This is a genomic window from Bradyrhizobium sp. 2TAF24, from assembly GCF_052115025.1.
In the GTDB taxonomy this organism is placed as follows: domain Bacteria; phylum Pseudomonadota; class Alphaproteobacteria; order Rhizobiales; family Xanthobacteraceae; genus Bradyrhizobium_A.
Map to the genome: position 1 here is coordinate 64,453 of NZ_JBFRFW010000001.1, position 15,279 is coordinate 79,731.

Consider the following 15,279-nt stretch of genomic DNA (forward strand, 5'->3'; position numbering starts at 1 on the left):
GAACTTGCCGGCACCCGTACTGCAGCGCGCATGGAACACACAGGTTCCTTGCGCCGAAAGTGCTCGCCGTCACTCAAAACCTGCACTAAATAGCTGAAAATTTGTGGATAAAAGGCTTGGGAAAAGCCTCGGGATTGCACGGCCGCCGGTTGCCCTCGCCCCGCGGCCTCGTCATTGTCGGCCGATGCAAGCGGCGGTCCCCGACTCAGCTAAACTAGGGCTCAGGCACACTATCGCCTTGGCCCGGCAGGAGATTTGACCGACCTGCCAACAGAGCACAGTGTCCATGAAACTCACTCGCCTTCGCCTTCACGGTTTCAAGTCTTTCGTCGAGTCGACGGATTTCCATATCGAGCCAGGCCTCACCGGCGTGGTCGGACCGAACGGCTGCGGCAAGTCCAATCTTGTGGAAGCGCTGCGCTGGGTGATGGGCGAGACGTCGCACAAATCGCTGCGCGCCGCCGACATGGACTCGGTGATCTTCTCCGGCTCGGGCAACCGGCCGTCGCGTAATCATGCCGAAGTGTCGATGACCATCGACAACACGCAGCGCACCGCGCCGTCGGCGATGAACGACCAGGACATTCTCGAGATCACCCGCCGCATCGAGCGCGAGGCCGGCTCCAACTACCGCATCAACGGCCGCGACGTGCGCGCCCGCGACGTGCAGATTCTGTTCGCTGACGCCGCCACCGGCGCGCGCTCGCCCGCCCTCGTCCACCAGGGCAAGATCGGCGAGATCATCCAGGCCAAGCCCGAGCAGCGCCGCCGCGTGCTGGAAGACGCCGCCGGCGTCGCCGGCCTGCACGCCCGACGCCACGAGGCCGAGCTGCGCCTGAAGGCTGCAGAAACCAACCTCACCCGCGTCGAGGACGTGGTCGGCCAGCTCACCGGCCAGATCGACGGCCTCAAGCGCCAGGCCCGCCAGGCGATTCGCTTCCGCGAGGTCGCAGCCAAGGTGCGCAAGGCCGAGGCCATGCTGTTCCACCTGCGCTGGATGCAGGCCCACGCCGACGTCAACGAATCCGTGCATGTCCACGACATCGCGGTGCGCGAGATGGCCGAGCGCACCCGCCATCAGGCGGAAGCCGCCCGCATCCAGGCGATCCGCGCCTCCGAAATGCCGCACCTGCGCGATGCCGAAGCGCGCGCGGCTGCCGGCCTGCAGCGCCTGACCAACGCCCGCGAGCTGCTCGACCGCGAGGAAGAGCGCGCCAAGGAACGCATCACCGAGCTCGACCGTCGCGTTGCCCAGCTCACCGCCGACATCGCCCGCGAGCAGCGCCAGTCGACCGACGCCGACGTCGCGCTGGAACGCCTCGACGCCGAAGACGCGGTGCTCAAGGAAGAGATCAAGGCGCGCGTCGAGAAGCGCAGCGGCGCCGACGAGCGCGTCGCCGAAGCCGACGCAACGCTGGCCACCGCCGAGCGCGCCTTCGCCGAGCTGACCACCGCGGTCGCCGACATCAGCGCCAAGCGCACCCAGCTCGAAGCCAACGTCCGCACCCATCAGACCCGCGTCTCCCGTTTCGAACAGGAGATCGCCGGCGTCGAGGCCGAGATCGCGCGTCTCGCCCAGGAAACCGGCGTGTTCGGCGACGTCGACGCGCTGGCCGCGGCGATCGAGACCGCGCAGCAGTCGCTTGCCGCCGCCGAGATGGCCAGCCGCGAGAGCGAGACCGCCCATGTGGTGGCGCGCCAGACGCTGGAAGCCTCGCGCTCGCCGCTGGTCGAGGCCGACAAGCGCGTCCAGCGCCTGGAGACCGAAGCGCGCACCATTTCCAAGCTGCTCGACGGCGAAACCAAGAACCTGTGGCCGCCGATCATCGACGGCGTCACCGTCACCAAGGGCTATGAGAAGGCGCTCGGCGCCGTGCTCGGCGACGATCTCGACGCGCCGGTCGATCCGTCGTCACCGATGCGCTGGACCGAGATCGGCGTGCTCGAAGGCGACCCGGCCCTGCCGGAAGGCGCAGACCCGCTCGCCGCCCATGTCAGCGCCCCGGCTGAGCTGGCGCGCCGCCTCGCCCAGATCGGCGTCGTCGCCAAGGAACGCGGCGCCGAACTCGCCAGCCAGCTCAAGACTGGCCAGCGTCTGGTGACGCTGGAAGGCGACGTCTGGCGCTGGGACGGTTTTGTCGCCACGGCACACGCGCCGACCGGCGCGGCCCGCCGCCTCGCCCAGCGCGCCCGCCTGACCGAGATCGAGGCCGAGCTGGAGGACGCGCGCTTCGACGCCGCCGCCAAGCGCGAGGCGCTGGAGAACGCCGAGCAGGAGCTCAAGGCCGCCGCCTTCGCCGAAACCGCCGCCCGCGATGCCTGGCGCGCCGCGCAGCGCGAAACCGATGCCACGCGCGAGCGCCACGCTGCCGCCGAGCGCGAGATCAACCGCCACGCGGCGCGCAAGTCCGCGCTCGACGAGGCGCGCACCCGCCTGCAGACCGACCGCGAGGAGGCGTTCGCCTCGCTCGAATCGGCGACCATCTCGCTCGAAGAGATTCCCGTCGGCGGCGAGACCGAAGCGCGGCTGGCCGCCGTGCGCGACGACATGGAGGCCCATCGCCGCCTCGCCGCGCAGGTGCGCGCCGAGGCTCAGGCGCTGGCGCGCGAGGCCGAGCTCGCCGACCGCCGCGTGCAGGCGATCATCGCCGAGCGCACCGAGTGGCAGAGCCGCAAGGAAGGCGCCGGCTCGCAGATCGAGACCATCGAAACCCGCATCGCCGAGGTCAGCGCCGAGCGTCTCGAGCTCGAGAACGCCCCCGATGTGTTCGAGCAGAAGCGCCGCGCGCTGATCAGCGAGATCGAGCTGGCCGAGGCCGGGCGCCGCACCGCGGCCGACGCATTGGCCGAAGCCGAAAACATGATGTCGGAAACCGATCGCGCAGCGCGCCTGTCGCTGGAGGCGCTGTCGAGCGCCCGCGAGGGCACCGCCCGCGCCGAAGAGCGCATGGAAGGCGCCCGCCGCCGCCTCGAGGACACCGAGCGCGAAATCCGCGACATGCTGGAGATCGAGCCGCAGGGCGTCGCGGCGATGGCCGAAATCACTCCGGAGACCGAGCTGCCGCCGGTCGCCGAGATCGAGGGCGACCTGGAGCGGCTGCGCCGCGACCGCGAGCGCCTCGGCGCCGTCAACCTGCGTGCCGAGGAAGAGCTGCGCGAGGTCGAGACCCAGCACGGCACCCTGACCACCGAACGCGACGACCTCGTCGAAGCCATCAAGCGGCTGCGCCAGGGCATCCAGAGCCTCAACAAGGAGGCGCGCGAGCGCCTGCTCGGCTCGTTCGAGATCGTCAACGGTCACTTCAAGCGGCTGTTCACCGAACTGTTCGGCGGCGGCGAAGCCGCGCTGCACCTGATCGAGAGCGACGATCCGCTGGAAGCCGGCCTCGAGATCATCGCCAAGCCGCCGGGCAAGAAGCCGCAATCGCTGTCGCTGCTGTCGGGCGGCGAGCAGGCGCTGACCGCGATGGCGCTGATCTTCGCCGTGTTCCTCACCAACCCGTCGCCGATCTGCGTGCTGGACGAAGTCGACGCGCCGCTCGACGACCACAACGTCGAGCGGTTCTGCACCCTGCTGCATGAGATGGTGAGCACCACCGAGACGCGCTTCATCATCATCACCCACAACCCGATCACCATGGCACGCATGAACCGGCTGTTCGGCGTCACCATGGCCGAGCGCGGCGTGTCGCAGCTCGTCTCGGTCGACCTCGAAGGCGCGGTGCAGATCCTCGACAAGAACGTGGCGTAAGCGCTGCGCGGGAGGCGATGCGGCATGGCGCTGCCTCCCGCTCTCACGGCCGCCCTCGACCGGCTCTCCCAGGGACGGCCGCGCAGCACCATCGCCGCGCGCGCCGCCGCGATCTCCAACGCCTATCGCAGCGGCGGCGGCTCGGCCGGGATCCGTGATGACAACGACGCGCTGGCCTACGCCTTCGCGCGCATGCCGGCGACCTACGCCGCGGTCACCGCCTGCCTGCAGCAGGTGATCGCGCGCGATCCCGAACGCCGGCCGGTTCGCCTGCTCGACGTCGGCGCGGGCCCCGGCACCGCGACCTTTGCTGCGGCAGAGGCCTTTTCCAGCCTTGGCGATTTTTCCCTGATCGACGCCAATCCGTCCTTGCGCAAACTGGCGCTGGCACTGGCGCAGGACCTACCCGTGTTCGGCGGACTGCGCTATCGGGCCGGCGATGCCGGCAAGATGCTGACGGATGCCGAGAAAGCCGACCTCGTGATCGCAAGCTATGTGATCGGCGAGCTGACCGAACGCGAGCAGACAGACCTTGCCGACGCCCTGTGGGCACGCACGTGCGACCTGCTGCTGGTGATCGAACCCGGCACCCCCGCCGGCCACGCCCGGATCGCGGCGCTACGTCAGCGCCTGATCGCCGCCGGCGCCCATGTCGTCGCGCCCTGCCCTCACGACCTGCCTTGCCCGCTCGCGCCTCCCGACTGGTGTCATTTCGTCCAGCGCCTCGCTCGCTCGCGCGGCCACATGCAGGTCAAGGGTGTGGAGCTGCCGTTCGAGGACGAAAAGTTCAGCTATGTCGCGCTCGCGCGCACGCCACCGGCGCCCCTCGCGGCGCGGGTGCTGGCGCAGCCGCTGACCGGCAAGGTCGAGATCGCGGCCAAGCTGTGCCAGGCCGATGGCCGGGCAGCGATCGCCAGGATCGCGCGCCGCGACAAGCCCACCTATGCGGCGGCGAAACGCTGGCGCTGGGGCGACGCGGTCGACTTCGAAACCTGACGCAGATCAAAAAGGTTGCGGCGGGTCGCTCTGGCGCATTGCCAAGCGCGGCCGAACACCTATGCTGCGCGGCGATGGCAGGGCCCATGTCCCTCCGCCAACGCCACAGCCCGCAGCTCTGCAAAGGGAAAGACACATGTCCGTCGACGGAAACTGGAATATCACCATGAGCACGCCGATGGGCGAGCGTCAGGCCACGCTCACCCTGAAGAGTGACGGCGGTACCCTGACGGGCAATCAGTCGGCAGAGGGCAATTCGGCCGAGATCTTCGACGGCGCTGTGAACGGCAACGACGTGTCGTGGAAGCTCGACATCACCAATCCGATGCCGCTCACCCTGGCGTTCTCCGGCAAGGTCGACGGCGACTCCATCGCCGGCGAGATGGGCATCGGTCCGATGGGCAGCTTTCCGTTCAAGGGCGTGCGGGCCTGACCGACGTCACGCCCACGCTTCACAAGACATCAGGCCACCGATGACGCGCGCTACGGAATCTCGTAGACCAGCGCGTCGTCGGTGATGCCGCGCAGCGCTGCGCGCTGCTCGACCGGTTGCAGGCCGGACTTCTCCAGTATCTTGATGGCACCGCTGTCCGCCACGATCGACCTGGTCGCGAAGATCGAACGCGACTTCGCCAGCCCCTGCACCCGCGCCGCCATGTTGACGGTCTGCCCGAAATAATCCTGCCGGTCGTTGAAGGTGACCGCGAGACACGGCCCCTCGTGAATGCCGATCTTGAGCAGCAGGTCCTCGCCGCCGCGCTGGTCATTGATTTCCTGCATCGCCTCGCGCATGCGTAGCGCCGCCGCCAGCGCCCGGTCCGGCGTCGGGAATGTCGCCATCACCGCATCACCGATGGTCTTCACCACCGCGCCGGCCTCGGAGGCGACGATGCGATAGAGCACGCTGAAGTGCTGGCGCACGAGATCGTAAGCGACGAGATCGCCGACACGCTCGTAGAGCTCCGTCGAGCCCTTGAGATCGGTGAACAGGAACGTGAGACTGGTGATCTTGAGCCGCTGGTCGACGTCGAGCGTGTCGGTGCGGTAGATGTCGCGGAAGGTCTGATTGGTCAAAAGCCGCTTCGCCGTCAGGAACGGTTTGCGGTGGCCGATCATGTCATGCATCACCTGATTGGCGACCCATACGCCGGGCAGCACGCGGCGACTGGTTCGGTTCTCCAGGCTGAGCCGCAGCGGCCCCGGCCGCATCTCCGCGGTGCCGGTGGGTGCCTGCACCTGGTTGAACACCAGCGTCAGCGACTGCCGCTCCCGTGTCGGCTCGCCCTTGACGTCGATGAACTGGGTGGCGTGGGTGACGGGATCGAACACAATGATGAATTCGCTCGGCAGCTGCAGCGACAGCAGCGCCTTCTCGCCGGGCGGCAGCTCCAGCACCTCGATCGCGAACTCGTCGAAATGACTTTCGAGATCCTCCGGCAGGTCGATGCCTGAACTCCAGAACACCTGCCGGCAATACTCGATATAGGGCAGCGTATCCGGATCATGGGCCACGATCCGGCGCACCCGCGGATTGACCGTGAAGGTGACCTCGACCATCTCGTCGAGGGTCGGCTCATAGGCCGCCGCGCACAGCGCGCAGTTGTAGCGGTCGTGATCGAAGGTCTTGAGCGTCGCGCCGGCGTCGAGCACCCCGCCGCAACCGGGACACAGCATATTCCAGGACAGGTCGAACAGGCCGATGCGCGACGCATGCAGAAACGCCGCGATCACATGCTCGACATCAATGTCCTCGCGCCTGGCGAAGTCGAGGGCGTTGATCCGGCAGAGATCGCGATCGGAACCGTCGCGCACCACGCGCTCGATTGCGTCCACGGAGCGTGCTTCGGCGGTCTGCCGCAGAACATCAAACAGCGCTTTTGTCTCGGTCATGGGCGTAACCTCGCGCAAAATATCGCATGAGGGAAGCGCAATATGGCAGGTCTTGCCCGCCGGGACTTGTCACAAATTCGAAAGAAAGCGGACCCGGCCGCGGAATATTGACGCCGCGGGCGCGTTTGTAACGCGGGCACCGAGCGCCCCGCCGTCCATGACAGGGAGCTTCATCACATGTCGAGAGCCTTCACCGCGGCCGCACTGCTGACGCTGCTCGTCTCGGGGACCGCCTGGGCCCAGACCACCCCCGCCAAGACCGCCGATACCGCCAAGGGCAAGGCGCTGGTGGATGCGAAGGGCATGACGCTCTATGTGTTCGACAAGGATGCCGCCGGCAAGTCGAACTGCAACGGCGCCTGCACCCAGAACTGGCCGCCGCTGGCGGCCGCGGCGGACGCCAAGGCCTCCGGTGACTGGAGCGTCGTCGCCCGCGGCGACGGCAGCCAGATGTGGGCCTACAAGGGCCGGCCGCTCTACACCTGGAAAGACGACAAGGCCCCCGGCGACACCACCGGCGACGGCTTCAACGGGGTCTGGCACATCGCCAAGCCCTGAGCCGAGCTCCAAACCAGGCCCTGCCCTGCTGGCGGCTCCATCCGTCGGTGTTTGCAAAGCGTGAACGAATCCAGGCTTCTGAACGACTAAAGCGGACATGATGCGCGGGGCGCCCCTGCCCTGCGGCACCGTTTTCGTCTAGGTTGCGCCCGCGCGACCCCTCAGTTCACCCAGGAGCCCCTATCCCATGTCGACCGGCTGGATCGTTCTCGGCGTTATCGTCGTCCTCGCTTTCCTCGCATTCGGCGCCTACAACCGCCTCGTCGCCCTGAGCCAGCGGGTCGGCCAGGCGTTTGCCGACATCGACGTGCAGCTCAAGCAGCGCCACGACCTGATTCCGAACCTGGTCGAGACCGTGAAGGGCTATGCCGCCCATGAGCGCGGCACGCTGGACGACGTGGTCAAGGCCCGCAACACGGCGCTGTCGGCCCAGGGACCGGCGCAGGTCTCGGCCGCCGAGGCCCAGCTGTCCGGCGCGCTCGGCCGCCTGATCGCCCTGTCGGAGGCCTATCCGGACCTCAAGGCCAACGCCAATTTCCAGCAGTTGCAGAGCGAGTTGTCGGACATCGAGAACAAGCTGGCGGCCAGCCGCCGCTTCTTCAACAACGCCGTGCAGGAATACAACACCGGCATCCAGCAGATGCCCGCCGTGCTGTTCGCCGGCATGCTCGGATTCACTCGCAAGGACTTCTTCGACCTCGGCGAAAACCGGGTACAGATGGACCAGGCCCCGGCCGTGAAGTTCTGACGCCGTTCTCGCGGGGCCGCATCCCATGGCCGCCTACGGTCTCTACACGCACATCGCATCGAACAAATTCCGTTCGATGCTGCTGCTCGGCGGCCTGTTCCTGCTGATCTACGTGATGGTGTTCGCCGGCGCGCTGATCGGCGAAGTCATGGCCGATAGCGGCGGCACGGTGGACTACTATCTTGCCGCCGCCGCACGCGACCTGATCAAGGCGCTGCCGCTCGCGACGCTCGGCTCGGCCGCCTGGATCGTGGTCGCCTATTTCTTCCACCAATCGATCATCGATGCCGTCACCGGCGGCCGCGACGTGACGCGGCAGGACCAGCCACGGCTCTATAACCTGCTCGAAAACCTCTGCATCTCGCGCGGCATCCCGATGCCGAAGCTGAAGATCATGGACAGCGACGCGCTGAACGCGTTCGCCACCGGCCTCAACCGCAAGCAGTATTCGGTCACCGTCACCTCCGGCCTGCTGCGCGCGCTCGACGACCAGGAAGTCGAGGCCGTGCTCGGCCACGAGTTGACCCATATCCGCAATGGCGATGTGCAGCTGATGGTGATCGCCGTGATCATCGCCGGCGTGGTCGGCTTCTTTGCCGAGCTGTTCTTCCGCATCTTCTTCAATTCGGGGATCCGGATCGGCGGCGGTCGCGGCTCCTCGTCGTCCTCGTCATCCGATGGCGACCGCAAGGGCGGCGGCGGAGCGATCGTCGTCATCATCCTCGCGGTCGCGCTGATCGCTCTTGCCTGGCTGATGTCGCTTGTGGTGCGCTTCGCACTGTCGCGGTCACGCGAGTACCTTGCGGACGCCGGCTCCGTGGAGCTGACCAAGAACCCGGACGCGATGATCTCGGCGCTGCGCAAGATCGAGAACCGCGGCGAGCTGCCGGGCGCGACCTCGGCGGTGATGGAAATGTGCGTCGACAACCCGCGCCAGGGCTTTGCCGACCTGTTCGCGACCCATCCGTCGGTCGAATCGCGGGTCCAGAAGCTGGTGCAGTTCGCGGGAGGACACGATCCGGGTCCGCTCGCGCTGCCGCCGGCGGACACGGGAGCCGAGGCTCAAGCACAACCGACCAGCGCTGGTTCCGCGCAGGACACCCCGTCCGACCGCCCGTCTGTACCGCCGGCGGGCCCATGGGGCAGCCCAGAGCCGCCATCCGGGGCGCCGGCCGGCCCCTGGAACAAGCCTGCCGGGCCCTGGGGATAACTCCGGCGGACACCCCTGGTCAGAACCGCATGAATTTGGGGCTATCCGCCCTGCGGGACCGTTGAGGAATTGAATTCTCCCTTGTTTCTGCCATGGTCCGCCCCAATGCAGACAGGGACGATCCGCTCTCGCGCGGATCAGCATGGTTTGGGGCAAGGGGATCTCATGACTAAGCCGGCAGTGATCGTGGTGGGCGCGGACAAGGGTGGGGTCGGCAAGACCACCGTGTCGCGTGCGGTTCTCGACTATTTCAGCGCCAACAACATTCCGACCCGGGCGTTCGACACCGAGTCGCCCCGCGGCACCCTGAAACGCTTCCATCCCGCCATCACCGAGATCGTCGACATGACGACGACCTCGGACCAGATGAAGATCTTCGATACGCTCAACACCGCCGGCGCCTCGGTCACCGTGATCGACGTGCGCGCAGGCCTGCTGTCGCCCGCCCTCGCCTCGCTGCGCGATATCGGTTTTCTCGATGCCGCGAAGTCCGGCCAGATCACCTTCGCCGTGTTCCATATCCTCGGCCCGTCGATCGCCTCGCTCGAGGAGATCGCCGAGACCGCGACCTTCATGAACGGCGCCAAGTACTTCCTGGTGAAGAACTTCATCAACAACACCAGCTTCTTCGAGTGGGACCAGGCGACCTACAACTCCTATTTCCACCGCATCAAGGACGCCACCGAACTCACCATCCCAAAGCTCAACGAGATGGCTTACGAGCAGGTCGAGGTCTCCTCGGTGCCATTCCTCAAGTTTGTCGCCAACAAGGGCCACAATGACGAGGCCGCCAACTACTCGTTCGTGCTGCGTGGCTATGTCCGCCACTGGCTCGGCAACGTCTGGAGCGAGTTCGACCGCATCAAGCTGACCGACCTGGTCGGCTCCGCCGCCACCCCGCGCAAGGCGGAGTAACGGCGCGGCGCTCCCCGCGGAGCGCCCACGCCGGACCGCACGCCATCGCCCGCGGCGGCCTTGCGCGCCGCGGTTGTGCCTGCGATTGTTTCGCTTGCAGGACCTTCAGCGTCCCGCCACGCGGGGCGCCATCTCCTATCGATTTGCCGCACTGATGAGCCGCACGCCCGTCTATATCGTCTGCGCGACCCGCCCCTTCGTCGGCAAGACGCTGCTGTCGCGCCTGCTCACCGAATTCCTGCTGCTGCAGCAGCGCGAGGTGGTGGCGTTCGACATCAACGAAAAGGAACCATCGCTGATCGACTTCCTGCCGGACGTCACCGAGACGGCAGACGTGATGAACACCTTCGGCAAGATGCAGCTGATGGATCGCCTGATCATCAACGACGATATCGGCAAGGTGGTCGATCTCGGCTTCCACGCCTATGACGAGTTCTTCAGGATGAGCGAGGAAATCGGCTTCATCAAGGAGGCGAGCCGGCGCGGCGTCGATGTGATCGTGATGTTCATCGCCGATTCCGACCGCATGTCGGGCGCCAACTTCGCGCGGCTGCGGCGCACGTTTCCGACGGCCGCCATCGTGCCGGTCGACAACGAGCAGGTGTTGCACGGCGAGCCGCCGGCATCCTATGACGGCCTCGACACGTTGCATATCCGCGCGCTGCCACCGTTCCTGAAAACCTATGTCGACCGCCGCAACTTCTCGTTCACCGGATTCCTGCGGCAGGACACCGACAGCTCGTCGGAGCTCAACCAGTGGATCAGGCGCAGCTATATCGCCTTTCGCGACATCGAGCTGCACCTGCACCGCTATCGGATGTAGCGTGGCCATGCAAAGCAGCGCCGATCGCGCTGCGATCGACGCAAGACGCGATGGAGGCAAACGATGACCGGATGGAACGACTCCCATGACGGCGGCTGCCGCTGCGGACGGCTCCGTTTCGCGGTGAAAGGTGCGCGGCTGATGACCATGGCCTGTCATTGCACGGGCTGCCAGCGGATGACAGCCAGCGCCTTTTCGCTCAGCGCACTCTATCCGAGCGCGGCATTCACGGTGACCGCGGGCGAGCCGGTGATCGGCGGCCTGCATGGTCCGACGCGCCATTTCTTTTGCGATTACTGCATGAGCTGGTTGTTCACCCGCCCCGAGGGCATGGGCGATTTCGTCAATGTCCGCGCCACCATGCTCGATGACGCGCGATCATTCCACCCGTTCATCGAAACCTATATCTGCGAGAAGCTGCCCTGGGCCACGACGTCGGCCGTCCACAGCTTCGACAAGTATCCGGCGATGGAGCAGTTTCCGGCCTTGCTCGCGGAATACCGCGAGCAGTCCCGATGAGCCGCCGGGCCATCCCGGCGGCGCACTACTCGCCGTAGCCGCGCAGGCCGTCGAGATCGAGGATGGTGATGCCGCCATATTCGAGCCGCAGCAGGCCTTCCTTCTCCAGCACCTTGAGGCTCTGGTTGGCGTTCTGCCGGGACATGCCCGAGAGCGAACCGACCTCTTCCTGGGTGATTTCGAGATGCCGGGTGACATCCGGATAGAGGATGGGATTGAACAGCGAGGCGATGCAGCGGGCGAGGCGCGCGGTGGCGTCGAGCATGCGGTCGTACTCGAGCAGGCCGATGAACTGGCCGAGCCGCTCATTGAGCTGGCCGACGAGGAAGCGGTTGAACGCGACGCTGTTCTCGAACAGCCACAGGAAGGTCGCGCGGTCCATCATCGCAAGGCGGGTGTCGCGCAACGCCACGAGATCATAGCGCCGCAACTCGTCCTTGAGCATGGTGCCCTCGCCGATCCAGGCGCCGGCGGTGACGCCGGTAAAGCCGATGGCCTTTCCTTCACGCGACACCGTGCCCATCTTGACGAGACCGGAGACGACGCCGGTCCAGTAGTCGAAGCGATCGCCGCGCAAGCAGATGAATTCGTTGGCCTTGTACGACTTCTCGGTGATGCCGGCGCGGGCGCGCTCGAGCTCAGGCTCGCTCAGTGCGCGCGACCAGGCCGCGATCCGCTTGAGATAGTCCGCAGAAATCATGGTCTCGCCACCTGTCGCGCCTCATCCGCTCCGGTCGGCAGAGATCACCGAGGCAACCAGAAGCAGCCCGCCTGTGCGGACCTTAGCACAGGCGGCGCCGGTGGCAGCCATCCGGACGGGGCGGGAGGTCGGAACGGCTGCGGCCAATGACCGCTCGGCCCGCGCCCGCGGACGCGCTGCCAGGCGGCTCAGTGGCCCTCGAACGCCATCAGCGTACGCACCGGCACGTTCATGGCGCGCAGCTTGTCGGCGCCGCCGAGCTCCGGCAGGTCGACGATGAAACAGGCCGCGACCACCTCGGCGCCGATCTGGCGCATCAGTTTCACGGCGCCCTCGGCGGTGCCGCCGGTGGCAATGAGATCGTCGATCAGGATCACGCGCTCGCCGGGATGGATGGCATCGGCATGCACCTCCATCTCGTCGACGCCGTACTCCAGCGAATAGGCGATCCGCACGGTGGCGTGCGGCAGCTTGCCCTTCTTGCGGATCGGCACGAAGCCGGCCGAAAGCTGGTGCGCCACCGCGCCGCCGATGATGAAGCCGCGCGCCTCGATACCGGCGATCTTGTCGATCTTGGAGCCGGCCCAGGGCTGCACCAGTTCGTCGACGGCGCGGCGGAACGACCGCGCGTCACCGAGCAGCGTGGTGATGTCCCTGAACATGACCCCCGGCTTGGGATAGTCAGGGATGGTGCGAACCACCGACTTCAGATCGCTCATACGAATTCGTTGCCTCTCAAGAGGCCCGGTGCGGCGCACCGAGCCGGAATGCATTTTCCACGATACGAAGCCCGACCTCGCCGCCCAGCGACATCAGCGATTCCGGGTGAAACTGGACGCCTCCGATCGGCAGCGTCTTGTGCTCGATCGCCATCGCCACACCGTCGTCGGTGGCGGCGGTCACCTGCAGCACCTCGGGCATGCTGTCACGCTCGACATACAGCGAGTGATAGCGTCCGACCACGATCTCGTTCGGCAGGCCGTGCATCAGCGTACCGCCCTGCACCCGGATGCGCGAGGGACGGCCGTGCGCGGGCTGGGTGAGCTGGCCGAGCACGCCGCCGAAATATTCGCCGATCGCCTGCACGCCGAGACAGACGCCGAACACCGGCAGCTTCTTGCAGAGCGCCGCGTCGAGCGTGCGCGCGATGTTGAAATCCTCCGGACGCCCCGGCCCTGGCGACAGCACCAGCAGATCATAGGCCTGCCGGTCGAGCATTTCCAGCGCATGGCCGTGACGCGTGACGCTGACTTCGGCGCCGACCTGGCGGAAGTAGTCCGCCAGCATGTGCACGAAGGAGTCTTCGTGATCGATCAGCAATACCCTCTTGCCGGAGCCGGCCGCATCGGGGGCGGATGCCGACAGCGGCTTCGGCGCATCGCCACGGAGCGCCTGGAACAGTGCCGCCGCCTTGGTCTGGCACTCCTTCTCCTCGGCCACCGGATCGGAGTCGAACAGCAGCGTGGCGCCGACCCGCACCTCGGCGAGGCCGTCCTTCATGCGAATGGTGCGGATGGTGATGCCGGTATTGATGCCGCCGTCGAAACCGACACCGCCGATCGCGCCGGCGTACCAGCGGCGCGGCGAGCGCTCGTTGTCTTCGACGAACTGCATCGCCCACAGCTTCGGCGCGCCGGTCACCGTCACCGCCCAGGCGTGGGTGAGAAACGCATCGAGCGCATCGAAGCCCGGACGCAGGATACCCTCGACATGGTCGACGGTGTGGAACAGCTTCGAATAGGTCTCGATCTGCCGCCGCGCCAGCACCTTGATGGTGCCGGGCACGCACACCCGCGCCTTGTCGTTGCGATCGACGTCCGTGCACATGTTGAGCTCGAACTCGTCCTTCTCCGAGTTCAGGAGCTGGCGGATCTGCTCGGCGTCACCGATGGCATCGACGCCACGGGCGATGGTACCGGAGATCGGGCAGGTCTCGACACGCCGGCCATCGGAACGCACGAACATTTCCGGCGAAGCCGCCACGAGGAATTCGCCGTCGCCGAGATTCATCAGCGCGCCATAGGGCGACGGATTGATCTTGCACAGCCGCTGGAACACCTCGGCTGGCGAGCGCTCGCAGGGCTCGCCGAACAGCTGGCCCGGCACCGCCTCGAACAGGTCGCCGCGGGCAAAGGCCTCGCGCGCCTTCTGCACCGTCGCCTGGTAGGCGCCGGGCGCGTGATCGGCAAAGCCCTGGCGCGGCGTCTTCAGATAGACGCTGTCCGGGGTCTCGCGGTCGAGGCCGGCGGTCGCCTTGTCCTTCCAGGTGAAATCATAGGTCAGCGTCACGCCGCGGCCGGTGGCGCGGTCATAGACCAGCAGCTCGTCGGGAATGTACAGCACGATGTCGCGCTGGTCGGCCTCGCGCGCACGCTTCTGCTCGAGGTCCTCGATCTGGAACACGAGATCATAGGCGAAGGCGCCGAACAGGCCATGCAGCGGATCGGCGGTCTCGCCCAGCGCGCCGACAATGGCGCGCACCAGCGACATCACGCTGGCGCGGCGGGTGCGCTGCTCTTCCTCGAGCGGTGCGTCGCCGCGCACGATATGGCCGGCAAGCCGCGTCGCGCTGCGCTCGGAGAACACCACGCAGGGCTCGTTCAGCGTGTCGGCGAGAAAGGCGATCAGCACCTTGCCGCGGGCGTTGAGGGCGTGGAGCAAGAAGTTGAAGCCGGTGGTCTCCAGCCGCAACGGCGGATCGGCAAAGCCGAGGTCGAAGCTCTCGTAACGGCCCGGCACCGTGGTGCCGGACGACAGGACGACGCCGCGGCGATGATCGAGCTTCTCGATCAGGCGGTCGAGGGCCGCGCCGCCGGTGAAATGCGCGACCACCCGTGTGACCTCGAGGCCGCCGGCGGTGCGGTAGGTGCTCTGGGCGGGGAGCGAGAAAATCGTTCTGTTCATGGAGTCCTCTCAGGGTCTTGGAAGGCGCGCCATGCAGAACACACGAACAAAAGGCCGTCGCACTGCGATGACGGCCTGAACGATTGCGAAAACGTGGAAATAAATCGCACCGGCCACCTTTAAAAGGTGGGCCACCAAAGACGGGATGGGCGGGCGACGGTGTTCATGGGGCGCAAATCACCACGGCAGCGCGGGGGCGTCAAGGGCGAAAACCGGGCGCCAGGCGCTCAAAAGGCATCCGCCTGCCCTTCCCTGGCCGGTCGCG

Annotated in this window: 13 protein-coding genes; 9 read left to right on the top strand and 4 right to left on the bottom strand. The window is 66.8% G+C overall.

Features of this window, described 5'->3' with window-relative positions; genetic code table 11:
• Positions 1–286: 286 nt before the first annotated feature.
• The 3 genes from smc to AB4Z37_RS00315 all read left to right on the top strand — a co-directional run bounded on the left by smc (position 287) and on the right by AB4Z37_RS00315 (position 5,180).
• Positions 287–3,751, top strand: a complete 3,465-nt coding sequence (gene smc / locus AB4Z37_RS00305) for a chromosome segregation protein SMC (RefSeq protein ID WP_441514681.1) — start codon at positions 287–289, stop codon at positions 3,749–3,751.
• Positions 3,752–3,775: 24 nt separating this feature from the next.
• Positions 3,776–4,747 (top strand): small ribosomal subunit Rsm22 family protein, encoded by a 972-nt coding sequence (locus AB4Z37_RS00310; protein WP_441514682.1) that lies wholly within the window; start codon positions 3,776–3,778, stop codon positions 4,745–4,747.
• A 136-nt stretch (positions 4,748–4,883) separates the two neighbouring features.
• Positions 4,884–5,180, top strand: a complete 297-nt coding sequence (locus AB4Z37_RS00315; protein WP_441514683.1) for a hypothetical protein — start codon at positions 4,884–4,886, stop codon at positions 5,178–5,180.
• Between the two features lie 50 nt (positions 5,181–5,230).
• Here AB4Z37_RS00315 and AB4Z37_RS00320 read toward each other — a convergent pair whose 3' ends face one another.
• Positions 5,231–6,637: an adenylate/guanylate cyclase domain-containing protein gene (locus AB4Z37_RS00320; RefSeq protein WP_441514684.1), complete on the bottom strand. Its 1,407-nt coding sequence runs from the start codon at positions 6,635–6,637 to the stop codon at positions 5,231–5,233.
• Between the two features lie 177 nt (positions 6,638–6,814).
• On the opposite strand from AB4Z37_RS00320, the gene AB4Z37_RS00325 reads away from it, so the two are divergent.
• The 6 genes from AB4Z37_RS00325 to AB4Z37_RS00350 all read left to right on the top strand — a co-directional run bounded on the left by AB4Z37_RS00325 (position 6,815) and on the right by AB4Z37_RS00350 (position 11,410).
• Entirely contained in the window at positions 6,815–7,195 is a 381-nt protein-coding gene (locus AB4Z37_RS00325; protein WP_441514685.1) for a hypothetical protein, read from the top strand.
• 187 nt (positions 7,196–7,382) lie between these two features.
• The gene (locus AB4Z37_RS00330; RefSeq protein ID WP_441514686.1) at positions 7,383–7,943 is read left to right on the top strand and encodes a LemA family protein; all 561 of its coding nucleotides are present in this window, start codon (positions 7,383–7,385) and stop codon (positions 7,941–7,943) included.
• Positions 7,944–7,968: 25 nt separating this feature from the next.
• Positions 7,969–9,153 (top strand): M48 family metalloprotease, encoded by a 1,185-nt coding sequence (locus tag AB4Z37_RS00335; protein ID WP_441514687.1) that lies wholly within the window; start codon positions 7,969–7,971, stop codon positions 9,151–9,153.
• Between the two features lie 165 nt (positions 9,154–9,318).
• Entirely contained in the window at positions 9,319–10,068 is a 750-nt protein-coding gene (locus AB4Z37_RS00340) for a hypothetical protein (protein ID WP_441514688.1), read from the top strand.
• Positions 10,069–10,222: 154 nt separating this feature from the next.
• Positions 10,223–10,891 (top strand): hypothetical protein, encoded by a 669-nt coding sequence (locus AB4Z37_RS00345; RefSeq protein ID WP_441514689.1) that lies wholly within the window; start codon positions 10,223–10,225, stop codon positions 10,889–10,891.
• Positions 10,892–10,954: 63 nt separating this feature from the next.
• Positions 10,955–11,410, top strand: a complete 456-nt coding sequence (locus AB4Z37_RS00350; RefSeq protein ID WP_441514690.1) for a GFA family protein — start codon at positions 10,955–10,957, stop codon at positions 11,408–11,410.
• A gap of 25 nt (positions 11,411–11,435) precedes the next feature.
• On the opposite strand, the gene AB4Z37_RS00355 is transcribed toward AB4Z37_RS00350, so the two are convergent.
• The 3 genes from AB4Z37_RS00355 to AB4Z37_RS00365 all read right to left on the bottom strand — a co-directional run bounded on the left by AB4Z37_RS00355 (position 11,436) and on the right by AB4Z37_RS00365 (position 15,014).
• Positions 11,436–12,110, bottom strand: coding sequence for a Crp/Fnr family transcriptional regulator (locus AB4Z37_RS00355; protein ID WP_441514691.1), 675 nt, complete (start codon positions 12,108–12,110; stop codon positions 11,436–11,438).
• A gap of 188 nt (positions 12,111–12,298) precedes the next feature.
• A complete protein-coding gene (locus AB4Z37_RS00360) occupies positions 12,299–12,829 on the bottom strand; it encodes an adenine phosphoribosyltransferase (RefSeq protein ID WP_441514692.1) in 531 nt (176 codons plus the stop codon).
• Between the two features lie 16 nt (positions 12,830–12,845).
• Entirely contained in the window at positions 12,846–15,014 is a 2,169-nt protein-coding gene (locus AB4Z37_RS00365) for an anthranilate synthase component I (protein WP_441514693.1), read from the bottom strand.
• Between the last annotated feature and the right edge of the window lie 265 nt (positions 15,015–15,279).